This is a genomic window from Actinomadura rubrobrunea NBRC 15275 (assembly GCF_001552235.1).
Lineage (GTDB): Bacteria > Actinomycetota > Actinomycetes > Streptosporangiales > Streptosporangiaceae > Spirillospora > Spirillospora viridilutea.
In genome coordinates, this window is the sequence record NZ_BCQU01000103.1 from 1 (window position 1) to 23,358 (window position 23,358).

The following is a 23,358-nucleotide window of genomic DNA, read 5'->3' on the forward strand; positions in this document are numbered from 1 at the left end:
CCAGCAGCGCCGCGGCGACCGCGCCGCGCAGCGCTCTCGCCCTGCCGCGCGCCCGCGGGCGCGCCGGTCCGCCCCGAGTTCGCCGTCCAGGACCGCGGCGGGCGCGTGCGCCCTGGTCGCCGCGGCCGTCCTTCGCCCTCTCGCTCACCGAACCTCCCGACTGCTCCCCGCGTGCGGGCGCTTCGTCGGTCACCGCATCGCGCGAGACTCGTGGCCCACTCAAGCACCGCCGACTACGCGGTGTCGAGATCCGCTTCCCGACCGATACAAAAGTGATTCCTGACACAAAATCCAATTAAGGTGAAAGGTGTGAATATGTCGCGAAGTGGGTAAAGACCTTTGTTTTCGCGCGCCCGTCTCACCGGCTCGGCCCGCGGCACGCGCCCCGGCGCAGCAGCCTCGAACACACGCCTCACCAGGGCGAACGTAGGGATCTCCGCCTTGCCCCTCCGCGTCGGCGGCGCACCCCCCGGTCGCCGAACTGCGCCCTCAGGCACATGCCGCGGGTTCTTCTGGTCGAAGTGACCGACAAGGGTGGCGGCTCCGAACGCGTGCCACATGTCCGCGACGCCGCGCTGGACTCCGACATCGACGGCCGGGGTCTGAAAACGTGGACGCCCTCGCACGGCGATGGGGCCACTACACAGACACCGCGGGGCGGACCGTCTGGTTCGAAGTGGAGCACTAGGGAACGTCCCGGCGGCGCCGCAGACCGCCACACGGCCGAGTCACCGCGACTCTTCCCTCCCCGAAGACTCCGCGCGCCGGGCGCATGGCACCCCTGTACGGCTCGGTCGTGTGGCCGCGAGCGCATACGACCGCGCTCTGAAGGCTCGGCGGCGCGGAGCCCGTCGGAAACATCGCCCCCTCGCGGGGCGTCTTATGCTGCGGACAATTCTCGAGGTGCGAGCGGCGATATGCGACTCGCGGGCGTTCCTCAGCAGGGCGTGATCATTTTCGCCGAACGTTTCGGAATGGCTGTTGATCACTCGTGGGGCTTCGGGAAAGGGATCGCGTTCCCGAGGAGTGAGTCAGGAGACGCAGGAAATCCGGCATCCGGGTCGTAGACATAGCCCGCGTAGGTCTTCTTCTTCACCGTCGTGCGGATGGGATGGAAGCAGTGCGGCGGCAACGCGCACAGTCCCGTGCTCACCACGCCTTCGTAGACCGGCACGGACACCGCCAGTGCGACGTCCCGGTCGGTCCGCTCGTCGAGCAATTGGCGCAGCGGCCGGGCGTCGAGCAGGCGACTGGCCACGATCGGCGCGTCCCCGGCCGGGCCGAACGACGCGTCCGGTCCGAGGACGAGCGTGCCGTGGTGGATCGCCATCCGCACGCGCAGTCGGCGGCCCCGGCCGCGCGAGCCGTTCACCTCGCCGAGGAACCGCTCCAGGGCGAGCGGGAAGCGGCCGACGACGTGGGCGAGGTCGATGCCGTCGGGCAGCACGGCGAGCTCGCCGTCGCCGGCGCACTGCCGGTACCAGTCGCGGCGGTTCAACCGCGTGGCCGCGGCGGCCCGCTCCATCGCCGCGCACAGATCCCTCTGCACCTCGAGCTGCCCGGACGCGGGACGGGAGCTGTAGCCCTGCACGTCGATCGCGAGGACGAGTCGGGACACCAGCCGGGTCTCGTCGTCCGCTGCGTCGTCGGCAGGGAATCGGGAGACCTCATCGGGCAGTTCGTCGGGGCTCACCGGTCGCAGCGTCGGTGTCGTCCAAGTCAGCGGCATGCCATTCCCCACAGAGGTAGCGACGCGCCTTGAATAACCAAGGGCCGACGCCGACATTTTGACACGAGAATGCGGATTGAGTAAAGCAAATGTCTTGACAGCCAGGAAACAGCGTGCTATGAATCAGCCCGCTTTCTCGCGCGGCGATCGGATGCGAATCGCTTCATGGCCGGGCGCAACATGGCACCGTGTAATACGTCACTTATGGCACGGGCCGTTCGCCCGAATGGGGAAGGCGCGGAGACGTTGCGGGACCCGACCTCCCCGCGGTGTCTCCGCGCCTTCCGTCTCGGCGCGCGGCCCGGGCGCATCCGCCCCGGGCGCGGCGTGTTCTTCGTGGGCCGGCCGCCCGTCCGTCGCGGGGTCGTCCCGCTCCGGGCCGGCGGCTCAGCCGGTGATCTTTTCGCCTCGGGGCGAGACGACCCACCAGGCGTTCCGGGCGCCCTGCCCGTTGGCGTCGCCCGGCCGCCGGTCCCCGGCGAAGTAGTACATGGGGCGGCCGTTGATGGTCAGCTGGCACGAGCCGTCCTTGCGCTCGATGAAGCCGATCCGGCTGCGCTCGACGCCCTCCGTCTTGAGCTTCTTCCAGTTGGTGAACTTCACGATCGGCCAGGTCTTGGCGCACTGGCCGTCGCAGTTGGAGACCCTCGGCCGGTCCCCGTCGAAGCGGTACATCACGCGGCCCTCGCCGTCGGTGACGATCATGCCGAGGCGCGGGTGCTGCCGGACCTTGACGACCGTCCACCCTGCCCAGCGGTTCCGGCCGCCGCCGTTCCCGTCGCCGTCGTCCTGCTCCTGCTGCTCTCCCCCCGCCTTCTTGCCGTCGGGGGCCGCAGCGAACCAGGAGCCGCCGACCCCCTGCCCCTTGACGTCGCCGGGGCCGTCGTCCTCGGCGTACCGGTACAACGGCCAGCCGCCGAGCGTGACCTGCCACAGGCCGTCGGGCCGCTTGGTCTTGCCGATCAGGTTCCGGTCGACCCCGTCGACCTGGATCCGGCCCTTGGGCGCCGTCACCGGCGGCCAGGTGTTGGCGCACGAGTCCAGACAGGTGGAGGCGGGCGGCCGGGCGGTGTCCTTGTCGAACCGGTACAGCGTGCGCCCTTCCGCGTCCGTCACGACCTTGCCGAGACGGGCCGCCTCGGCGACCCGCAAGACGGTCGGCGCGGCGCTCTGGGACGGCGCGGCCGAGGGATCCTGCCGCGCCGGGTCGGGCACCGCCTGCGGCGCGCCCACACCGACGTTCGCCTGCTGCCCCGGGGGCACCTTGCCGCACCCGGTGAGAAGCATCCCGGACGCCGCGACGACCGCGGCGGGAATCGCCCAGCGGGGGATGTGCATGTCTGGTCCTCCGTATCGGTGAGGGCGCCGGCGCGGGCCGACGGACCCGAGGTCGCGCTGTGAGACTGGGCGGCCGCGAAGCGTTCTCCCGGCGAGCAGTACGCGGACGCGCCTCGGCCCGGTTCACCTCGGACGGCGCTGCTCCGGCGCGACTTCGCGGGACGGCGGAACAGGTCGGCGTTCGGATCCGTCGCATTGCCGGGGGGGCCACCGGAAGACGCCGGGCCGGAATCGATGCGAGGTGACGCGGTGACCAGGGCCGGACCACCTGAGCGTCCGAACGAGCTGTCGGCTCGTGTGCCGGATCCGGCCGCCGCCGAACCGGCGCCGGGCGGGTTCGAGAAGGCTCCGGCGCCCGCCCCGCCGAGGGAACGTCCGCAGGCGGCGGGCCCGGCATGGATCGTGGTGCCCGCGCGGGCCGTCGCGTTGCTGATCGCCGTCCCGTTGCGGCTGCTCTATGAGGCCGTGGCGCTCGTCGTGCGCGGGTTGCGGCACGGCCTCGCCGGGGCGGCACTGTGGGTCGGACGGCTGTTCGCGGCGCTCTGGCACGGGATCGTCGGGGCGGTGCGGTGGCTCGGGCGGCTGATCGCAGCGATCGGTCGCGGGGTGTGGCGCGGCGTCACCGAGGTGGCGCGGTGGGTCGGGTTGCTGCTCGCGCTGATCGGGCGGGGGCTGTACGCGGTGCTGCGCGGGCTGGGCCTGCTGCTCGTCCTGCTGGTCGTGCGGCCCGCGCAGTGGATCTACGCCACGCTGCTGGCGCCGGTCGGGCGCGCGCTGTGGTGGCTGCTGGAACGGGTGGTCGTCTGGCCGGTGCTGATGGCCGTCCGCGCCCTGGTGTGGCTCGCCAACGCGCTCATCGTGGCGCCCGCCGTTCTGCTGTGGCGGTACGTGCTGCTGCCGACGCTGGCCGGGCTGGCGTGGCTGCTGCGCCAGACGGGCGCGGCGCTGCTGTGGGCCTGGCGAGCGACCGGACGCGCGCTCGCCTGGCTGGGACGCGTCCTCATCCTCATCCCCGCGCAGGCGTTGTGGCGGTACGTGCTGCTGCCGCCGTTGATCGGGTTGGGATGGCTGCTGCGCCAGACGGGCGCGGCGCTGCTGTGGGCCTGGCGAGCGACCGGACGCGCGCTCGCCTGGCTGGGACGCGTCCTCATCTTCATCCCGGCGCGGGCTTTGTGGCGGTACGCGCTGCGTCCCGTCTGGCTCGGCGTCGCCTGGAGCTGGCGCCTGGCCGGGCGCGGGCTGCGCCTGTTGTGGCGGTACCTGGTGGTGGCGCCGGCCCGCTGGACCGGACGCCACGTCCTGCGCCCGGCTGGGACGGCGGTGGGTGCGGTGTGGCGGGTCGGCGTCCGCACCCCCGCCCGATGGGTGCACCGCGCCGCGCTGTCCCCCATCCGGCAGACCGGCCGCGACGTCCGTCTGACGATCCGCCGCGTGCTCCGCGGCGGCTGACCGCGGGGACCGGGGGCCGCCCCCGGGGGGCACGGCTGAAAGAATCGGCCGCACGATGTATCGACTGCTGTTCTCACTGGTCATCAGCCGCATCCCGGCCGAGACCGCCCACCATCTGACCCTGCGGGCGCTGCGCGCCGTCCAGGCGGTGCCCGGCGCGGTGCCGGCGCTGCGGCGGGCGCTGGCGCCGCGCGACCCCGCGCTCGCCGTCCGGGCGTTCGGGCTGGAGTTCCCCGGGCCGCTCGGGCTGGCCGCCGGGTTCGACAAGGACGCGGTGGCGTACGAGGCGCTGGGCGCGTTCGGCTTCGGCCACGTCGAGGTCGGGACGGTGACGGGCCGGCCGCAGCCCGGCAACCCGCGGCCCCGGCTGTTCCGGCTGCCCGCCGACCGGGCGGTCATCAACCGGATGGGCTTCAACAACGCCGGGTCGGAGGCGGCCGCGCGGCGGCTGCGCGGGCGGCGGCCCGGCACGATCGTCGGGGTCAACATCGGCAAGACCAAGGCCGTCCCGGAGGACGAGGCCGTCGCCGACTACGTGGCCAGCGCCGAACGGCTCGCCCCGCACGCCGACTACATGGTCGTCAACGTCAGCTCGCCGAACACCCCCGGGCTGCGCGCCCTGCAGGCCGTGGAGCGCCTGCGGCCGCTGCTGACGGCGGTGCGCGAGGCCGCCGACCGGGCCGCCGGGCGGCGCGTCCCGCTGCTGGTGAAGATCGCGCCCGATCTGGCCGACGAGGACGTCGACGCGGTCGCCGACCTCGCCCTCGACCTGGACCTGGACGGCATCATCGCCACCAACACCACCGTCGCGCGCGACGGCCTGACCAGCCCAGCCGAGCTGACCAAGGAGACCGGCGGGCTGTCGGGCGCCCCGCTCAAGACGCGTTCGCTGGAGGTGCTGCGGCGGCTGCGCGACCGCACCGGCGGACGGCTCGTGCTGGTGTCGGTCGGCGGGGTGGAGAACGCCGACGACGTGTGGGAGCGCATCCGCGCGGGCGCGACGCTCGTCCAGGCCTACACCGGGATGATCTACGGCGGCCCGCTGTGGGCGTACCGCGTGCACCGCTCGCTGTCGCGCCGGCTGCGCGGCAGCGCCTTCGCCACCCTCCGCGACGCGGCCGCGCGCCCCGACGGCGACGCGGCCTGACCGCCGCCCGGACGCCTCCGCCTGATCGGCTCCGACGCCGCAGGCGTCCGGCGCCGTCCGCGCGGGCGGCTTTGCCATACCGGGGCCGCGTGCTGGCGCTGCGCTGACCTGATCGGCGGGACCGTGCAGGTATGTCGCTGGTGACGCGCGCGCGGGACGCCGTGGCGGCGCGGATCGCCCTCGCCCTGGTCATCACGCTGCCCGCGGTGGTGCTGCGGCTGGCGGGCGTCCATCCGCCGCCGGTGCCGAGCATGATCGTGTTCGGTGCCGGGGTGCTGGGGGCGGCGGTGCTGCTGCTGTGGGCCTCCGAGACGGCGCGCCTGGACCTGTCGGGCGCGCTCGCGCTGGCGCTGCTGGCGCTGATCGCCGTGCTGCCCGAGTACGCGGTCGACCTGTACTACGCGTACGCGGCGGGCAGCCGTCCCGAATACGCCGCCTACGCGGCGGCCAACATGACGGGCGCGAACCGGCTGCTCGTCGGTGTGGGCTGGACGCTGGTGGCGCTGGTGTTCGCGCTGGCGGTGCGGCGAAGGCGCGAGGCCGGGCGTCACCGCCGCATCGGCGTGATCCAGCCGCCGTCGCCGCGGCGCGACGTGCGCTTGGGCGGGCACCACCGCATCGAGCTGGGGTTCCTGGCCGTCGCGGCGGTCCTCGCGTTCATCCCCGCGCTGACCGGGGAGATCGGCTGGTACGTGTCGGTGCTGCTGATCGTCGTCTTCGTCGCCTACATGGCGCGGATCGGACGCAGCGGCGCCGATGACGTGGAGAACCTGGTGGGCGTGCCCGCGCGGCTGGCCGAACTCCCCCGCCTGCGGCGCCGCCAGGTCACCTGGCTGGGCTTCGCGCTCGGCGCGCTGGCGGTGTTCTGCTCCGCCGAGCCGTTCGCCGAGTCCCTGGTCGACGCCGGGACCGTGCTGGGCGTCGACCGGTTCCTGCTCGTGCAGTGGCTGGCGCCGCTGACCTCGGAGGCGCCCGAGCTGATCGTCGCGTGCGTGTTCGCGTGGCGGCTGCGCGACGGCGACGCGATCGGCGTCCTGCTGTCCAGCAAGGTCAACCAGTGGACGCTGCTGATCGGCTCGCTGCCGCTGGCCTACCGCGCCGGGGGCGGCGCCTGGTCGCTGCCGCTGGACGCGCGGCAGATCGAAGAGGTGCTGCTGACCGCCGCGCAGACCGTGCTGGGCCTGGCGATGCTCGTCGGCCTGTACTTCCGGCGGGCCGAGGCCGCGCTGCTGTTCGTGCTGTTCGCCGTGCAGTTCGTATTCCCCGGCACGCAGATCCGCCTGGTGCTGTCGGGCGTCTACCTGGCCATCGGCTTCTCGCTGCTGATCGCGCGCAACCGCGACCTGGGGCAGTGCCTGCGCGCGGCCGTCCCGTCCCTCGACCGGCCGCGCTCCCCCGTCCGCTGACGCCCGCCCGCGTTCGGGCGGGCGCCGGTCACGCCGGGGAGACGACCTCGAAGAAGCCGTCGGCGATCAGTTCGGGCAGGACGGCGGCCGCGTGGGCCCGCACCCGCGCCGCGTCCTGATCGGTGAGCTGGGCGATCGCGTCGAGCAGCGGTCCGAGCGGCAGGGTGCCGTCGCAGACGCCGGCCAGGCCCGCCTCCACCGTGCCGACGCCCGCGGCGCGCCGGAGCCGCCCGGTCTGCCGCAGGACGATCCGTTCCGGGTCCTCGGCGCCGGGCGGGCCGATCTGCTCCTGGACGACTCCGAGGGCCGTGCGCAGCACCGCCCCGTCGTGTCCACAGGCTGTGGAGAACTCGCGGGCGGCGGCGAGGCCGTCCAGGATCCCGTCCACGTAGCCGCCCACGGGCTCCTGGACGGCGTGCCGCAGCTCCTCGACGCGCACGACGGGCCGGTCCCGTCCGGCGTTGCGCAGGGTGATCCAGCCGAAGCCGACGCCCGTGACCCGCCGCCGTTCGAAGTGGTCGAGCCAGGCGTCGTAGCGGGCCGTGTATTCGGGGGTGCCCACCTCGCAGGAGTCGCGCAGCCACAGTTCGGCGTACTCGGCCGGGTCCTGGACGTCCCGCTGCACGACCCACGCGTCGCAGCCGGAGGCCTCCACCCACGCGCCGACGCGTTCCTCCCAGGGCGTCCCCTCGATGTGCAGCCAGTTGGCGAGCAGCTGGCAGCGTCCGTCCTCGGCCAGCACTCCCGGGACCTCGGTGACCAGGCGGCGGCAGAACTCGTCGCCCGGCAGCCCGGACTCGCGGTAGGTGAAGCGGGGCCCCGCGTCCGGCGCGATCACGAACGGCGGGTTCGACACCACCAGGTCGAACCGGCGCCCCCGGACGGGCTCCAGCAGCGGGCCGTGCAGCAGCTCCACGCCGTCCAGGCCCGACAGGGCGAAGCTCAGCGCGGCCAGCCGCAGCGCCCGCGGGTTGACGTCCGTGGCGGTGATCGCGCGGGGCGCCGGACGGACCGCGGCGTCGGCGAGGTGCAGCGCCTGCACGCCGCATCCGGTGCCGAGGTCGAGCGCGTCGCCCACCGCCCGGTCGGTGATCAGACGGGCCAGGCCGGCGGAGGCGCCGCCGGTGCCCACCACGTGATCAGGCTTCGGCGTCGCGCCGCCGCCCGGCCGGACCTTCAGGTCCGACACGGCGTACCCGACGTGCCCGTGGCCGCTCACCGACTCCACGGGCTCCACCCGCAGCAGCGCGCGGACCTCCCCGCCGGAACGCTCGGCAAGCCCGGCGGCGACCAGGTCGTCCGCCAGCGGGGAACGGTCCGGCACCGGGACCTGCAGCCAGAACAGCCGGACCAGGGTCTCCAGCGGCGATCCTCCGGCGGTGGCGCGCAACGCGGGCACGATCTCGTCGCGGGCCAGCGCGCCGCCCGCGACGGGGCCGAGCAGCTCCCGGACGGCGGCGACGGTGTACGGCGCCCGGTCGAAGGCGGCGCGGACGCGGTTCAACGAAGCAGTGGGCTGATCGAACACTCGCCCCATCCTGCCCGTTCCACGGCGCCGGTCGCCGCGGGAGGCCCCGTCAACGCGCAAACCCGGCCGGCTGGGAACCCAGACCTGCACCTGGTGGGCGGGGACGACGACGAATCGGCGGGGGTCCGCCGATCACTGCGTCAACCTGTGGGAGGCCGGGACGCCTGGCCACCGGTTCACAGCAGGAAATCCTCGATGCCCTTGGCGAGGGCCTCGGCGATGCGCTGGCGGAACGCGGCGTCGGACAGCTTGGCCGCGTCGTCCTTGTTGCGCATGTTGCCGCACTCGATGAACACCTTGGGCACCTTCGACAGGTTCAGCCCGCCGAGGTCGTCGCGCGAGTCCAGGCCGTCCTTGCCGATGTAGGTGGAATAGGCGATGCCGGTTCCGGCGTGGTAGGCGTCGCGGATGGCCTTGCCGAGCCGCCGGGACTCGGGCACCATTCCGCCGCCCTGCCCCTTGACCGACCGCGGCTGGATCACGTGGAACCCGTGCGCGGAGGCCCCCGCCCCGTCCGCGTGCACGGACAACGCCGCGTCGGCCTCGGCGCGGTTGCCGATGGCGGCGCGTTCGTCGATGCACGGCCCGACCCCGGTGTCGTTGGAGCGGGTCAGCACCACCTTGGCGCCCTCGGCCCGCAGGATCTTCGCCAGCCGCTTCGACACGTCCCAGGTGAAGGCGTGCTCCGGGTACCCGGCGTTGGTGCTGGTGCCGACGGTGTCGCACGCCTTGCGGCCGTTGCCGATGGAGACCAGCCTGTTGATCGCCGTCGGGTGCTTCGCGTTGCCGCCGTTGTGCCCGGGGTCGATCACCACGACCCGGCCGCGCAGCGGCGCCGGGCCGGGCTTCGCCGGAGGCGACGCGCTCGCGGTCGCGGCGCCGCCGCCCGCCAGGGGCGGCCGGACCGGGTCGGACGACGCGGACGAGCCGCCGTCCGTGCCGCACGCGGTCAGCCCGGCCAGACACAGCGCGAGACCGGCGGCCGCGCGTCGATGGGTGAGCAACGACTGTCTCCTGGGGGTGCGCCCGTCGCTGACCCTGCCAGTCTGCACGCGTGCGTCCGTTCGTCAAACGCCGACGCAGCCGCGGCGCCGCGCTCCCCCGTGCGCGGCCGCGGCTGCGTTCCCCGATCCGCCCGATCGGTCAGCGAAGCGCGTTCTCCTTGCCGAGGAGCGCGGCGAGAGCACGGGCCTCGTCCGCGTCCAGGCCCAGCACCACGCGGGGACGCCCCCACGGGTGGTCGATCGAGTGGGCCACATAGCTGGCGACGGACTCCGACGCCTGGTCGGCCATGCCTCGCGCGTGCCGCCACTGCGCCCACGCGCGTTCGAGCTCGCTCGCCGCGCGCTGCGCGCACGACACCATCTCCGGATCACGCACGGTGTGAACCCCCCTGGGTGAACATGATCCTTCCCCGTGTCCCCTCGGCGGGACCCTCTCCCGGACGGGCGCCCGCCTGGACGGCGGTTCCCCCGACCCGTCGAATGTGTCACCCATTAACCCTTCCGCGACGCCCGTCGACCGCGTGATTACGGCAGGCTTTCCCGTCGCATTAGCAACGCGTAGCGAAGCCATGGCCTGCCGGACACGCGCGGCCCGGCGCCGCAGCTGGGGACGCCCCGTCAGACCCCCTTCGGGGCGGGACCCGTCGTCGAGCGGACCACCAGATGGGGGACGACCAGGTTCTGCCGCGCCACCCGGGTCGGGTCCTCGATCCGGGCGGTGAGCAGCTCGGCCGCCACCCGGCCCATGTCGCGGCGCGGCTGGTCCACGCTGGTCAGCGAGATGTGCCGGATCGCGGCCAGGTGCGTGTTGTCGTAGCCCACGATCGAGACCTGCTCGGGCACCGGCAGGCGCAGCTCGTCGGCGGCCGACAGCACGCCGGTCGCCACCAGGTCGTTCGGCGCGAAGATCGCCGTCGGCCGCGGAACGCGCGACAGCAGCGCGCGGGCGGCGAGGTAGCCGCCCTCCTCGGTGAAGTCGCCCGGCTCCACCATGATGTGGTCGGCGAGCCCGTGCCGCCGCATCGCCTTCTCGTACCCGGAGCGGCGGTAGCGGGCGGTGGTGGACCGCGCGCCCTCGATGTGCGCGATGCGCCGGTGGCCGAGCTCCACCAGGTGGTCGACGGCCAGGCTGGCGCCGAGCTCGTCGTCGTCCACCACGATGTCCACGCCGCTGACGTCGCGTTCGCCGACGACCACCACGGGGACGCTGGCGGCGGCCTCCTTCAGCGAGTCGGGCACGACGCTGAGCAGCACCAGGCCGTCCACCCGCATCTCGAGGAACGCCTCGACCGCCTCGGCCTCGAACATCGGGTCCCAGCGGCCGCTGCCGACCAGCATGCGCAGGCCCTCGCCGTGCAGGGTCTCCTGGAGCCCGTCGAGGAACTCGGCGAAGAACGGGTTGTGCAGGTCGGCGACGATGGCGCCGATCAGCCTGGTGCGGCCCTCCACCAGGCTGCGTGCCACGGCGTTGGGCCGGTAGCCCAGCTCGCGCGCCGCCTGCAGCACGGCCTGCCGGCGCCGTTCGCTGACGTGCGGCGACCCGCGCATGACCAGCGACACCAGCGACTTGGACACGCCCGCGCGCTCGGCCACGTTGCGGATGGTGGGCTTGGGCGCGTTCGGGCCGGGCGGCACCGGCCGTCCCCCCGTCCGGCCTCCTGCGCGGCCCTCTCGGGCGTCGGCGGACGAGCCGCCGCCCCGCGGCGGCGGCACCTGGCCGTCCTGCCGCGGCGATTCGCCGCTGCGCGGCGCCGAAGACTCGCCGGACCGCGGCGCCGACCTCTCGTTACGCGGGGCCTTTCCTTCACCAGCTGACATGGCACTCCGTCCAGGGGGCCTGCAGGTCCTGCCGCCGTGGCGCCCCAGAGCCCGCGCACGGGGGTCGGTGCGCCTTCCTCACTCGGGGAGGAGAAGCCATGATGCCTCGACTTCGCCCGATATCGTCGCAACAATGAGTAACGGGCTGCCGTCAATGGCAGTTCAGGGCTGTGGTGTTTCGGATCACATCGCCACGTCCGCCCAGGCTGGCGCCGTCGAACCGCACCGGACCCCCCGTCGCACTCGGATACGCTTCCCGGGTGGCAGAACACGCGGTGACCGACGAGCAGGCGCGCACGGAGCGCCCCCGGCGCAGCCGGCGCAGGCTGAGCGTCGACGAGCGCCGTGAGGAGCTCATCGAGGCGGCGCTCGGGCTGTTCAGCACGCGGCCTCCCGAGGACGTGTCGATCGACGACGTCGCGGCGGCCGCCGGCGCCTCGCGGGCGCTGGTCTACCACTACTTCGGCGGCAAGCAGGAGCTGTACCTCGCGGCGCTCACCAGCGCGGCGCGCCAGCTGTCGGACCTGCTCGAACCGCCCACCGAGGGCAAGCCGCTGGACCGGCTGCGGATCTCCCTGGAACGTTACTTCGACTTCGCGGAGAGCCACGCGGCGGGCTTCACGGCGCTGCTGCGCGGCGGCCCGGCCGACCGCTCCGGCGAGGTCGGCGAGATCGTCGACAACGTCCGCCAGCTGCTGCTCGGCCGCATCCTGCACACCGTGGGCATCGCCGACCCCGGGCCGGTGCTGCGCATCACCCTGCGCTCCTGGATGGCCGCGGTCGAGACGGCCGGGCTGGACTGGCTGGAGAACCGCGACATCCCGCGCGCCGACCTGGAGCGCCTGCTCGTGGACCACCTGGTCGTCATGCTGCGCGCCGCGGGACGGCACGACCCGGTGACCGCCGAACTGTTCGACCGCCTGTCCCAGGAAGAACTCGGCCCGGACCACTGACCCGCCCTCAGGCCCGCCAGACGCGAACCACGAACGGCACGACGCACCGAACATCCGTCCGCACCCGCTGCCCGGACCGGTGATCACGCCCCGCGGCGAGCCGACAACCGGCCTCGACACGGCGGACGCGCGACCAGGCAGGCGGCCCCAGGGCATGCGCCCTCGGCGCAGCCCGATCAGCGGGCCGTCCGTTACGGCGCGCGGGCAAACCCGCGTCCACCTGAAACCCCCTTGGCGACCGAGACCGACGTGAAGCCTGACGCGGCTCGATCAGCGGGCTGCCGATCTTCGACGGCGCACGCGGGCCGACCCGCCAGGCACCCGCCCTCGGCGCTTGAGGCGGGCAGGAAGCGCCCGTGGCGCAGCAGGTCGGCGAGCGACCGGTCCTCGCGGCAGACGTGCGCGGCCTGGCGGTCGCCAGGGCGATCACGTCGCCCCGAGGCGCTCGGGAACCGCTCCTGACGCAGCAGGACGAGCTGCGCGTCCGAGCCGTCCCCGATGCGGCCCGATGAGCGGGCTGCCGGTCCTCGACGTGCCCGCGGGCGAGCCTGCGGCTGCCCGTCCCCCCATGGCGCCCGAGGTGGGCGCGCGTCTCGGTGACGCGGTATGGCGCGGCCTGACGCTCGGTGAGGCGCCATGCCGCCAAGGTGAGTTGGCCCAGGACCACGTCGTCCGTGGTCCTGGGCCTCGTCCAGGGGGCCCCTGAACAGCCGAACCGCCGTTCAGCGGCCTCCTGGCCGCCCCCCACTGCTGTGCTGTGTGCGTTTCGGCGGATGTCGCCGGCCACGTGGTGCCGGCCACGGGGAGCGGCTCCCCGAGCCGCGGTCAGCCGCGGCGACGGCGAGGAACGTACCCTCGCGTCCTCGGCTCACCGTCTCCGCTGCGGAGACGACCCCGTTCCCCTGCTCGACCGCTACCGCCGCGGGAGATGTCCTCCCCCACCCCCGGCGACGGCCGACGCGGGGCCCGCCGATCGGAGTGCGCTACTCCGACCGCTGCTGCGGGATTCCCGCCAGCAGCGCCCGCACCTCAGCCTCGCGGTAGCGCCGGTGTCCCCCCAGGGTGCGGATGGAGGTCAACTTTCCGGCCTTCGCCCACCGCGTGACGGTCTTGGGGTCGACGCGGAACATCGTCGCCACCTCTGCCGGCGTCAGCAGGGGCTCGGCCTCTGGCGTACGTGCTGACATGTGTGCGGCCTCTCCTCCGTGGACCGATGACAGCGATCCTGCGATTGATCTCGCGGTCACTGATGTCCCCTATGGCCCGAAAGAGCCACTATGACATCACAACGTGTAACCTTGCCACCACTCAACGCAACAAGCAAGTTCCTGGCCGTAGTTGCATGGGAACATCCCCGCAGAGACGGGTCGCGACGAGCACACGGCGGCAACTGGGTCACGCTGCGTGATTCTAGCGACACGTATAGTCGTATCGCGCGCGGATTCGGGAAATTTGTTCAGTTCGCCGATTCAAGGGCCCGTACGCGGCGCCAGCGGTCCAGGAGGCGCTTGTGCATCGCCACCGCCAGCTCCACCTCGCCGCGCTCCAGGGCCGCCAGCGCCACGGCGGTCTCGGCCACCGACTCGTCGGCCCGCAGCCACCGGTCGTCCAGCAGGTGAACCAGACCGCCATAATCCAGTTCCACCAGGGAACGAGGATGGAACCCCGCCAGCCACCTGCCGAGCTCCTCCAGACGCCCGGCTCCCGGCGCCATCGTGTCGTCGTCCCCGTCGCCGAGACGGGTGCGGACGATCCGCAGCGACTCCTCCACCCGGTGACGGGCACCGGGCATCGCCGTCACATAGATGAGGGTACGCGTCGTCGCCGCCGTGGTCGGTCGACATCCGGCGTGTTCCCCCAGTCCGGCGGCGGATTCCCGCTTACCGGACGTGCCGTCCCCGAGCAGCAGGCACCGCTCGGCGGAGGCGAACGGCACGAACCACGCGGTCGGTATGTGCCACGTGCTGGTCAGGATGTGCGGCCGCAGGGTGCGCCCGGCGTTCTTCCAGCGCTCGAAGTCGCGTTCCAGGCGACCGGTGACCTCGGGCGGCGCGAACATCGGCATCAGGCGGGCGGGCGTCCGCTCCCGGAAGCGCTCGTAGGCCAGCCATGACCGCAGCCGTGTGCCCCAGGGGCAGATGTACAGCGTGTCGCCGGACCGCCGCACATAGGCGTCCTGGCTCTCCAGCTCGGGGGCGAGCCGCGGCGGATCCGCCACCAGGCGCCGCACCGCCTCCCGATGCTCGACGGCGAGGGCGTACGTCCGCTTGGGGCGCCGCCGGGACTCGGCGTAGGCCGTCCACAGCGTCCGCGCGGGCTCGGGGAAGGCGGTCACCGGCTCATATACCCGTAGGTACGCGGCGTACGGAAGCACAACCGCATCGTGACACGAGCCACACCGAACCGCTGGGAGCACCGCGCGGCCGAGATCGGCGCGTTACGCGAATCTGCCGGTGGGGGGCGGCGCCAGGGCCGCTACCGGCCCTAATCTGATCTCAAGACAGAGAGGAGGGCACTACCGTGCCTAATGTCTTCGCACCGCCCCACAAGGGCGCAGAACCCCGTCACGAGCAGGTCGTCTTCTGTCAGGACGAGGCCAGCGGACTGCGCGCCATCATCGCGATCTACTCCACGGCGCTCGGCCCGGCACTGGGCGGCACCCGCTTCTACCCCTACCGCACGGAGGACGAGGCGCTGGCCGACGTGCTCAACCTGTCCCGGGGCATGGCGTACAAGAACGCCCTGGCCGGGCTGGACCACGGCGGCGGCAAGGCGGTGATCATCGGTGATCCCGCCGTCGACAAGTCCGAGGCGCTGCTGCGCGCCTACGGCCGGTTCGTCCAGTCGCTCGGCGGCCGCTACTACACCGCCTGCGACGTCGGCACCTACAGCGAGGACATGGACGTCGTGGCGCGCGAGTCGCGCTTCGTCACGGGCCGGACGGTCGCCAACGGCGGCGCCGGCGACTCGTCCGTCCTGACCGCCTTCGGAGTGTTCCAGGGCATGCGGGCCGCGGCCGAGACCGTGTGGGGCTCCCCCACCCTGCGCGGCAAGCGGGTAGGCGTCGAAGGCGTCGGCAAGGTCGGCCACCGGCTGGTGGAGCACCTGCGCGAGGACGGCGCCGAGGTGGTGATCTGCGACGTCAACGAGCAGGCGGTCGAGCGGGTCCGGGCCCGGCACCCGGAGGTCGAGGTCGTCGACGACAGGGACGCGCTGATCCGCACCGACCTGGACGTGTACGCCCCGTGCGCCCTGGGCGGCTCGCTCGACGACGACACCGTCCCCGTCCTCACCGCCAAGATCGTCTGCGGCGCGGCCAACAACCAGCTGGCCCACGCGGGGATCGAGAAGCGGCTGGCCGACCGCGACGTGCTCTACGCCCCCGACTACGTGGTCAACTCCGGCGGCGTGATCCAGGTCGCCGACGAGATCCGCGGCTTCGATTTCGACCGTGCCAAGGCCCGCGCGTCCGGCATCTACGAGACCACCAAGCGGATCTTCGCCCTGGCGGCCGACGAGGGCGTGCCCCCCGCCGTCGCCGCCGACCGCCTGGCCGAGCGGCGCATGTCCGAGATCGGCCGCCTGCGCGGCATCCTCCTCTGACCCAGCCCCCGACACACACGACATCGGCCTGCCCGGGACGCCCCCGTACCTCCGGGCAGGCCGCTCCTTACCTACGCACCGCGCCGTCCCCAGGCCCGGCCATGCTTCGGCCAGGGTTGCGGTTCGCTGGTGGCGTGTCGGCTTGGATCGGTGAACTCGCAACCACCGGATACACTGGGGTTCGCCGTAAGGGGGCGTGCGCCACGTACTGACGATGTACCGAGCCGGGCGCAAAACGGGTACGGTTGTACCCGTGACTGACGCATGGCTCATCAGGCACCGGTTCGTGTGGCGCGTTGATGGGCCCACATAAGCCCTGACCATCGAGGGGGTCGAGCCAATGGGTCGCGGCCGAGCCAAGGCCAAGCAGGTGAAGGTTGCCCGGCAGCTCAAGTACCGGACCGGCAACACGGACCTCGACCGCCTGAAGAGCGAGCTGGGAGTCTCCGACTCCTCCCCCAGCGACTCCTACGACTACGACGATCTCGCCGAGAAGTACGCCGACTACGCCGACGACTACGGGACCGAGGACCGCAAGGACGGCACCTCCGCCCGCTGATCACGGTACTCGGAGCGAGGAGCAGTATGCCCGCAGCGATGCGGACATACTGCTCTTCGCTATTTCACCGGGGACGCTCCCCGCTCCTGTCGGGCGACGGCGCGTCGGCGGCCGTCCGGCGCCGGGGCCTTCGGCCGTCCGTCACCGGTTGAAGACCCTGTCGATTGAAGGCCCTGTCGGGTGGCGAATTTTTTACCCGGCGTCGTCCTCGGCCAGGGCCTGGCGCACTCCCGGCTCCGGGCGGCCCAGCACGGCCGGGTCGGGACGGACGATCAGCGTGGCCACGGCCTTCAGCATCGCCAGCGGCTCGCGCGCGTAGCCGAACGCCGTCGCGGGAGGGCGGGCGGCCAGACTGTCGTCGCCGACGCCCCACGCGTCCAGGCCGGCAGCCCGGCACAGCGCCACCGCCCGCGGCAGGTGGAAGTTCTGCGTGACCACCGTCACCTTCTCCACCCCGAAGATCCGCTTGGCGCGGACGCAGGAGTCCCAGGTGTCCAGGCCCGCGAAGTCGCGGACGATCCTGCGCTCCGGCACGCCGCGGGCGATCAGGTGGTCGCGCATCACGGTCGGCTCGTCGTAGCCGCGGACCCGGTTGTCCCCCGACACCAGCAGCACCCGCACCTTGCCCCGCCGGTACAGGTCGGCGGCCAGGTCCAGGCGGCGGGCCAGCAGCGTGGTCGGCCGGCCGTCCCGGATGCCCGCGCCCAGCACCAGCGCGACCGGCGCGTCCGGGACGTCCTCGGGCCCGGCGCGGCGGTCGGCGGTCTTCGCGTACGCCCAGGCCAGCGGCGCCAGCACCGTGTAGACCCCGAGGCCGGCCAGGACCGTCAGCGGCGCGGCCCACCGGCGCAGACGCATCCTGATCACGTCGAGTGCGACGACCGCCGCCCGTCCCGGGTTTCCCGCCCGCGGCGGCGGAATCCGACCGCGCACGCCCGCGTCAGGACAGGCGGACGGCGCCGGCGCCCGGCACGATCTCCCCGAGCACCCACGCGGGCACGTCCCGTCCGGCCAGCAGCTCCAGCGCGGCGTCGGCCCGGTCCGGGGCCACGATCGCGACCATGCCGACGCCCAGGTTGAACGTCTTGTCCATCTCGGCGTCCGGGACCTTGCCGTACTCCTGCAGCACCCGGAACACCGGCGGCACCGTCCAGGACGACCGGCTCAGCACCGCGTCGACCGTGCCCGGCAGCGACCGCGCCAGGTTGCCCGCCAGCCCGCCGCCGGTGATGTGCGCGAACGCCCGGACCGCGCCCGACCGGGCCAGCGCCAGGCAGTCCTGGGCGTAGATGCGGGTGGGGGTGAGCAGCTCCTCGCCGAGCGGGCGGCCGAGCTCCGCGGGCACGGCGTCCAGGGTCAGGTCGGTGGTGGCGAGGATGTGCCGCACGAGCGAGTACCCGTTGGCGTGGATGCCGGACGACGCCATGCCCAGCACCACGTCCCCCGGCCGGACCCGGTCGGGTCCGAGCAGCTCGTCGGCCTCGACGACGCCCGTGCCGGCGCCCGCCAGGTCGAACTCGTCCGGCTCCAGCAGTCCGGGGTGCTCGGCGGTCTCGCCGCCGATGAGGGCGCATCCGGCGAGCCGGCACGCGTCGGCGATGCCGCCGACGATGTCGGCGATCCGCTCCGGGACGACCTTGCCGCAGGCGATGTAGTCGGTCATGAACAGCGGCTCGGCCCCGCACACCGCCAGGTCGTCGATGACCATGGCGACCAGGTCGTGCCCGACGGTGTCGTAGACGCCGAGGCGCCGGGCCAGGTCGACCTTGGTGCCGACGCCGTCGGTGGACGTGGCCAGCAGGGGCCTGCGGTACCGGGTCAGCGCCGACGCGTCGAACAGCCCGGCGAACCCGCTGGCGTCGTCCACGACCTCCGGCCGCCGCGACCGCGCCACGCGCGCCTTCATCAGTTCGACGGCCCGTTCCCCGGCCGCGATGTCGACCCCGGCCGCCTCGTACGAGGTGCTCATCTCCCGCTTTCCTCGGTTGTCGCGCTGCACGGTCACGAGCGGGACGGCTCCAGCAGGTGCTTGCCGCGGGCGTCCTCCTCGACCGGGATCGGGTACTCCCCGTCGAAGCAGGCGCGGCACAGCCGTCCCTTGGGCACCTGGGACGCGGCGATCAGCGCGTCCAGCGAGATGTAGCCGAGGCTGTCGGCCCCGATGGAGTCGCGGATCTCCTCGACCGACAGGTTCCCGGCGATCAGCTCGGCGCGGGTGGCGAAGTCGATGCCGTAGAAGCACGGCCAGGCCACCGGCGGGCTGGAGATCCGCACGTGCACTTCGGCGGCGCCCGCGTCGCGCAGCATCGCCACGATCGCGCGCTGGGTGTTGCCGCGGACGATCGAGTCGTCCACCACCACCAGGCGTTTGCCTTCGATGGCCTCGCGCAGCGGGTTCAGCTTCAGCCGGATGCCGAGCTGGCGGATGGTCTGCGACGGCTGGATGAACGTCCGGCCGACGTAGGAGTTCTTCACCAGGCCCTGGCCGTACGGGATGCCGGACGCCTCGGCGTACCCGATCGCGGCCGGCGTGCCCGACTCGGGCGTCGGGATCACCAGGTCGGCGTCGACGGGGTGCTCGCGGGCCAGGCGCCGCCCCACCTCCACCCGGGCGGCGTGCACGCTGCGCCCGGCGATCGTGGTGTCGGGGCGCGCCAGGTACACGTACTCGAACAGGCAGCCCTTGGGCCGCGGCTCGGCGAACCGCTCGGACCGCACGCCCTCGCCGTCGATCGCGACCAGTTCCCCCGGCTCGATCTCGCGCACGAACGCGGCGCCGACGATGTCCAGGGCGGCGGTCTCCGAGGCCACCACCCAGCCGCCGAGCTCCTCCAGACGGCCGAGCACCAGCGGCCGGACGCCCTGGGGGTCGCGCGCGGCGCACAGGGTGTGCTCGTCCATGAACACCAGCGAGTAGGCGCCCCGCGCGTCCGGCAGGACCTGCCGGGCCGCCGCGATCGGGTCGCCCGGCCCGCCGCCCGACTCGCGGGCGGCCGCCTCCATGCGGGTGGCCATGAGCGCCGTCAGCACCTCGGTGTCGGTGGTGGCGGTCAGCACGCCCGGCTCCAGCCGCTTGGCCAGCTCCGGCGTATTGATCAGGTTGCCGTTGTGCGCCAGCGCCAGCCCCCCGGCGTCGGTGGACCGGAACGTCGGCTGGGCGTTCTCCCACGTCGGCGAGCCGGTGGTGGAGTACCGGCAGTGTCCGACGGCCATGTGCCCGCGCAGGGTGTTGAGCACCGACTCGTCGAAGACCTGCGACACCAGGCCCATGTCCTTGAACACCACGATCCGCGTCCCGTCGCTGACCGCGATGCCGGCCGACTCCTGCCCTCGGTGCTGCAGCGCGTACAGTCCGTAGTAGGCGAGCTTGCTCACCTCCGCCTGAGCCGCCGCGTCCGGGCGCACCCAGACTCCGAAGACTCCGCAGGCGTCCCGCGGGGGGCGGTCGAAGGGATCGAGGTCGTGGCTCAGACGTCCATCACCGTGAGGCACCCAGCCAGTCTAGATGCCCCTTTCCCCTGCTCCCATCAGCACAGCTCCCCAACCGCCCCGGAAAGGACCGTTTCACCGGTCAGGCGGGCAGTTGGCCGACAATCTGAGGGTTGAGCAGGTCCCGCACCTTGGCGTACGGCGCGGCGCGCGTCTCGACGGGGCAGTCGCTGCCCTCGCCGTCCGTGATCACCTCGAGGTGGTCGGGGCCCAGGAAGACGGTGATCAAAGGGGGATCCAGCGCCGGGTATCCCCGGTGTCCAGCCATGACGCTGCGTTTGGGGAAGAAGTCCGAGCGGACGGGGTGCTCGTCCGTGCACCCCTCAGGGCCCCAATACGACCACTGGCTCTTGACCGTTGTCCGGCTCCACAGGGTGCTGATGCCCGGCCCGGTGAGCGTCTCCGGCTTGAGGATGTCCTCGGCGGTGTAGGCGCGGCCTGTTTTCAGATCGACGGTGACGGCCCCTCCGGGAAGCTTTCCGTCCAAGCGCAGGCACCTGCCGCTGCTGTCGTCGTACAGCTCGCTGCTGTTGGAGTACTTCACCGAGATCAGCGTCGGGCCGTTGACGCCGATGCTGGCGCGCATGGACACCAGGGCACTAGGTGTGCACGCGACTCTTGATTCTTCGCTAGACGCCTGGGAACGCTGGATCGTCCAGTCGAGCGGGGCGCGCAGCGCCTGGTCCACCCGCTGCCGGACGGCCGGGTCCGCGGGACCGGTGAGCCGCGCGTACTTCGCGCGCACCTCGACCCGCTGCCCGTTGAGCATCTCCCGCTGGTCGACAAGCGCGGCCGCCACGGGACGCGCCGAGGACGTGGCTGTGGGCCGGGCCGATGCCCCGTCCCGCGGGAGGGCCGAGACAACGGCGACGCCTCCTCCCGCCACCAGTGCGACCCCGACCGCGCCCGCCGCAATCACGACACCGGCGCCGACTTTCGCCCCTCCAGCCCCGGCTGCGGCCGTCGCTCCACCGCTCACAGCCGCCCCGCCGGCGCCGCCGCCCGTGGCCGTCCCGCCGGCGCCGCCGGCCGCGGCGGCCTCGCCGGCGGATCCCGCGGCATGGGCGCCTGCGGCGGACGAAGCGTGGCCGGTCGCCGCGGAGGCTCCGGCACCGGACGTACCGCTGGACGCGGCCGTCCCGCCTGCGCTTCCGCTCGAGGCGGCCCCGGACGTCACCGCGCCGCTCGAACCGGCGCCGGACGCGGCCGTCCCGCCTGCGGTCCCGCCGGAGACGGCCGCGCCTCCAGCGCCGCCACCGGATGCGGCCGCACCTCCTGTGGCTCCGCCGGACGCAGCCCCGCCGGACGCGGCCACACCGCCTGCGGAGACCGCGCCGCCTCCGGCGCCGCCGGCGGAGTGCAACAAGGCGGCCAGCGGGAAGAATGACGCCAGCGCGGCGGCCGCGCCCGCCAGGGCTTGGACCGCACGGGTCTCCCAGTCCGGCCCGTACGCCGCAGTGGCGGCCTCCTCAAGTTCCTGGACGAACTCGGCGGCTTCCCCGGGACGCTCCTCGGCGGACTTGGCCATGCCACGAGACAGCAGCGAGCGGACCGCCTCGGGCGCCTCCTCCACCGGAGGCGGCGCGTGCAGGTGGGCCTCCTGCAGCGCCTCGGTGGAGTCGCCGACGAAGGGACGCCGTCCGGTCAGGCACTCGAAGAAGACGCAGGTGGCGGCGTAGACGTCGGTGGCCGGGACGGCCGGTTCACCACGCCACTGCTCCGGCGCCATATAGGCGGGCGTGCCCGACCTGTCGCCCTGACCGGCCAGCACCGCGATGCCAAAGTCGATCAGCTTGCTCAGCCCGTCGGAGCGCACCACGACGTTGGAGGGCTTGTAGTCGCGGTGCACCACCCCGACGCGATGCGCGGCGGCCAACCCGAGCAGCGAGCCCTTCATCACCAGCAGCGCCGCCTCGGGTTCGAGCGTGCCGTGGTGCTCCAACACTTGCTTGAGCGAGACCCCGTCGATGGCCTCCATGACGAGCGCCGCGCCGTACTCGCTCTCCACCAGCCGGTACAGCCTCGCGACATGAGGATCGTCCACCCGGCCGAGCAGCACGGCCTCGCGGCGCAGCAGCTTCTTCTGCTCGGCGTCCGCCCGCACGTACTTGATCGCGACAGGGGTGCCCGACTCCTGGTGCCGGGCCAGCACGACACGGCCCTGAGCCCCCGCGCCCAGCTCACGCAGTTCCTCGAAACCGGCGATACGCCATGCCCCGCTCAACGTTCCTCCTTGTTCCGCCCTCCAAGGGAAACCATTGGGTGTGATGCACGTTCGGCGACACCGGTTGGACCGAGCGTCATAGCCGCTCTTCGGCGTATGGGGCGGGCGCGGGAGCATGGATCGGCGCGTCTGTGGTGCTCCGTCGTGGGGCTGCCCATGGCGCTGTCCCCGACCGCCCCGCGATGAGCGGTTTCGCTGCTCAGGCGGGCAGATGGCGGAGGATCTGCGGGTTCAGCAGGTCCCGCACCTTGGCATAGGGCGCGGTGCGCCTCTCACGGACGCAGTCGCTACCTCCTCTGTCCGTGACCACCTCGATGTGGTCGGACGCCAGGAAAACAGTCAACGACGGGGGAAACTGCGTCGTATATCCCGGGGGCCTGCTGGGGAAGAAGTCGGAGCGGTCCGGGTACCCCTCATCGCATCTCTGCGACCCCCAAACCGCACCCCAAGGCTCTTCCCCCTCGATAAGCGTCGTCCGGCTGAAGAGGGTGCGGATGCCCGACCGGGTAAGCGTCTCCGGCTTGAGGATGTCCTCGGCGGTGTAGGTGCGCCCCGTCTTGAGGTCGACGGTGACAGTCCAGCCGGGGTACCGCCCGTCTGAGGGAGCACAGTGCGTGCTGTAGTTGTTGTATCGCACCGAGAGCAGCGACGGCCCATTGATGCCGATGCGGGCGGTCAAGGACGCCACTGCGTTGCGCGTGCACTGGGAGCTGCCCTGGGGATCGACAATCTGGATCGCCCAGTCCAGCGGGGCGCGCAGCGCCTGATCCACTCGCTGCCGGACGGCCGGGTCCGCGGGACCGGTGAGCCGCGCGTACTGCGCGCGAATCTCGAGCCGTCTTTCGGAGAACGTCTGTCGCTGTTCGACAAGCGTGGCCGCCACGGGCCGCACCGAGGACGTGGGCCGGCCCGATGCCCCGTCCCGGTCGAAGCCCGAGACGACGGCAGCCCCTCCTCCCACCACCAGCGCGACCCCGACCGCGCCCGCCGCGACCGCGGCACCGGCGCCGACCTTCGCCCCTGCGGCCCCGGCCGCGGCCGTCGCTCCACCGCTCGCAGCCGCCCCACCGGTGCCGCCGGCCGCGGCGGTCTCGCCGGCTGCTCCGGCTGC

Annotated in this window: 19 protein-coding genes; 6 read left to right on the forward strand and 13 right to left on the reverse strand. The window is 73.0% G+C overall.

All coding sequences use genetic code 11. The features are described from left to right. Positions 1–985: 985 nt before the first annotated feature. Together AR3_RS24660 and AR3_RS24665 are read right to left on the reverse strand one after the other, a co-directional pair. The gene (locus AR3_RS24660; RefSeq protein ID WP_157406769.1) at positions 986–1,786 is read right to left on the reverse strand and encodes a hypothetical protein; all 801 of its coding nucleotides are present in this window, start codon (positions 1,784–1,786) and stop codon (positions 986–988) included. A gap of 330 nt (positions 1,787–2,116) precedes the next feature. After that, positions 2,117–3,067 carry an SCO0930 family lipoprotein gene (locus AR3_RS24665; RefSeq protein WP_067917314.1) on the reverse strand — a complete coding sequence of 317 codons (951 nt, stop codon included), beginning with the start codon at positions 3,065–3,067 and terminating at the stop codon, positions 2,117–2,119. Positions 3,068–3,316: 249 nt separating this feature from the next. On the opposite strand from AR3_RS24665, the gene AR3_RS24670 reads away from it, so the two are divergent. The 3 genes from AR3_RS24670 (at position 3,317) to AR3_RS24680 (ending at position 7,069) form a co-directional block, all read left to right on the forward strand. Then, positions 3,317–4,516, forward strand: a complete 1,200-nt coding sequence (locus tag AR3_RS24670) for a hypothetical protein (RefSeq protein WP_146150244.1) — start codon at positions 3,317–3,319, stop codon at positions 4,514–4,516. Positions 4,517–4,571: 55 nt separating this feature from the next. Then, positions 4,572–5,663 carry a quinone-dependent dihydroorotate dehydrogenase gene (locus AR3_RS24675; RefSeq protein WP_067917318.1) on the forward strand — a complete coding sequence of 364 codons (1,092 nt, stop codon included), beginning with the start codon at positions 4,572–4,574 and terminating at the stop codon, positions 5,661–5,663. Positions 5,664–5,794: 131 nt separating this feature from the next. Continuing rightward, positions 5,795–7,069 carry a calcium:cation antiporter family protein gene (locus AR3_RS24680; RefSeq protein WP_067917320.1) on the forward strand — a complete coding sequence of 425 codons (1,275 nt, stop codon included), beginning with the start codon at positions 5,795–5,797 and terminating at the stop codon, positions 7,067–7,069. Positions 7,070–7,097: 28 nt separating this feature from the next. Here AR3_RS24680 and AR3_RS24685 read toward each other — a convergent pair whose 3' ends face one another. From AR3_RS24685 to AR3_RS24700, 4 genes are all read right to left on the reverse strand, one after another. After that, positions 7,098–8,597 (reverse strand): DUF7059 domain-containing protein, encoded by a 1,500-nt coding sequence (locus AR3_RS24685; RefSeq protein WP_227023108.1) that lies wholly within the window; start codon positions 8,595–8,597, stop codon positions 7,098–7,100. 176 nt (positions 8,598–8,773) lie between these two features. Beyond that, entirely contained in the window at positions 8,774–9,601 is an 828-nt protein-coding gene (locus tag AR3_RS24690; RefSeq protein WP_067917324.1) for an N-acetylmuramoyl-L-alanine amidase, read from the reverse strand. 139 nt (positions 9,602–9,740) lie between these two features. After that, positions 9,741–9,977, reverse strand: a complete 237-nt coding sequence (locus AR3_RS24695; RefSeq protein ID WP_067917326.1) for a hypothetical protein — start codon at positions 9,975–9,977, stop codon at positions 9,741–9,743. Positions 9,978–10,219: 242 nt separating this feature from the next. Beyond that, on the reverse strand, positions 10,220–11,236 hold the full coding sequence (locus AR3_RS24700) for a LacI family DNA-binding transcriptional regulator (protein ID WP_067917328.1): 1,017 nt from the start codon (positions 11,234–11,236) through the stop codon (positions 10,220–10,222). 443 nt (positions 11,237–11,679) lie between these two features. On the opposite strand from AR3_RS24700, the gene AR3_RS24705 reads away from it, so the two are divergent. After that, on the forward strand, positions 11,680–12,372 hold the full coding sequence (locus AR3_RS24705; protein ID WP_067917330.1) for a TetR/AcrR family transcriptional regulator: 693 nt from the start codon (positions 11,680–11,682) through the stop codon (positions 12,370–12,372). A gap of 983 nt (positions 12,373–13,355) precedes the next feature. Here the strand turns inward: AR3_RS24705 and bldC are convergent. Together bldC and AR3_RS24715 are read right to left on the reverse strand one after the other, a co-directional pair. Next, entirely contained in the window at positions 13,356–13,559 is a 204-nt protein-coding gene (gene bldC / locus AR3_RS24710; RefSeq protein ID WP_012850682.1) for a developmental transcriptional regulator BldC, read from the reverse strand. 269 nt (positions 13,560–13,828) lie between these two features. Beyond that, complete coding sequence (locus AR3_RS24715) at positions 13,829–14,746, reverse strand: DUF8083 family protein (RefSeq protein ID WP_067917332.1); 918 nt, start codon at positions 14,744–14,746, stop codon at positions 13,829–13,831. 146 nt (positions 14,747–14,892) lie between these two features. On the opposite strand from AR3_RS24715, the gene AR3_RS24720 reads away from it, so the two are divergent. Both AR3_RS24720 and AR3_RS24725 read left to right on the forward strand, forming a co-directional pair. Beyond that, positions 14,893–15,975, forward strand: coding sequence for a Leu/Phe/Val dehydrogenase (locus tag AR3_RS24720; RefSeq protein WP_067917334.1), 1,083 nt, complete (start codon positions 14,893–14,895; stop codon positions 15,973–15,975). A gap of 340 nt (positions 15,976–16,315) precedes the next feature. Continuing rightward, the gene (locus AR3_RS24725; protein WP_067917336.1) at positions 16,316–16,534 is read left to right on the forward strand and encodes a DUF3073 domain-containing protein; all 219 of its coding nucleotides are present in this window, start codon (positions 16,316–16,318) and stop codon (positions 16,532–16,534) included. 192 nt (positions 16,535–16,726) lie between these two features. On the opposite strand, the gene AR3_RS24730 is transcribed toward AR3_RS24725, so the two are convergent. The 5 genes from AR3_RS24730 to AR3_RS31275 all read right to left on the reverse strand — a co-directional run. Beyond that, positions 16,727–17,392 carry a SanA/YdcF family protein gene (locus AR3_RS24730; protein WP_067917338.1) on the reverse strand — a complete coding sequence of 222 codons (666 nt, stop codon included), beginning with the start codon at positions 17,390–17,392 and terminating at the stop codon, positions 16,727–16,729. 82 nt (positions 17,393–17,474) lie between these two features. Then, positions 17,475–18,503 carry a phosphoribosylformylglycinamidine cyclo-ligase gene (purM, locus tag AR3_RS24735; RefSeq protein WP_067917346.1) on the reverse strand — a complete coding sequence of 343 codons (1,029 nt, stop codon included), beginning with the start codon at positions 18,501–18,503 and terminating at the stop codon, positions 17,475–17,477. Positions 18,504–18,535: 32 nt separating this feature from the next. Further along, the gene (gene purF, locus AR3_RS24740; protein WP_067917340.1) at positions 18,536–20,026 is read right to left on the reverse strand and encodes an amidophosphoribosyltransferase; all 1,491 of its coding nucleotides are present in this window, start codon (positions 20,024–20,026) and stop codon (positions 18,536–18,538) included. A gap of 79 nt (positions 20,027–20,105) precedes the next feature. Continuing rightward, positions 20,106–22,247, reverse strand: a complete 2,142-nt coding sequence (locus tag AR3_RS31840; RefSeq protein ID WP_067917342.1) for a serine/threonine-protein kinase — start codon at positions 22,245–22,247, stop codon at positions 20,106–20,108. Positions 22,248–22,446: 199 nt separating this feature from the next. Beyond that, a partial coding sequence (locus tag AR3_RS31275) for a hypothetical protein (RefSeq protein WP_217998744.1) occupies positions 22,447–23,358 on the reverse strand: 912 nt, incomplete at its 5' end.

Excerpts from the sequence above, each read along its gene's own strand:
- AR3_RS24660 (WP_157406769.1), bottom strand. The coding sequence starts at position 1,786 with ATGTCGGCGTCGGCCCTTGGTTATTCAAGGCGCGTCGCTACCTCTGTG.
- AR3_RS24725 (WP_067917336.1), top strand. The coding sequence starts at position 16,316 with ATGGGTCGCGGCCGAGCCAAGGCCAAGCAGGTGAAGGTTGCCCGGCAG.
- AR3_RS24680 (WP_067917320.1), top strand. The coding sequence starts at position 5,795 with ATGTCGCTGGTGACGCGCGCGCGGGACGCCGTGGCGGCGCGGATCGCC.
- AR3_RS24730 (WP_067917338.1), bottom strand. The coding sequence starts at position 17,392 with ATGCGTCTGCGCCGGTGGGCCGCGCCGCTGACGGTCCTGGCCGGCCTC.
- purM (WP_067917346.1), bottom strand. The coding sequence starts at position 18,503 with ATGAGCACCTCGTACGAGGCGGCCGGGGTCGACATCGCGGCCGGGGAA.
- AR3_RS24665 (WP_067917314.1), bottom strand. The coding sequence starts at position 3,067 with ATGCACATCCCCCGCTGGGCGATTCCCGCCGCGGTCGTCGCGGCGTCC.
- AR3_RS24675 (WP_067917318.1), top strand. The coding sequence starts at position 4,572 with ATGTATCGACTGCTGTTCTCACTGGTCATCAGCCGCATCCCGGCCGAG.
- bldC (WP_012850682.1), bottom strand. The coding sequence starts at position 13,559 with ATGTCAGCACGTACGCCAGAGGCCGAGCCCCTGCTGACGCCGGCAGAG.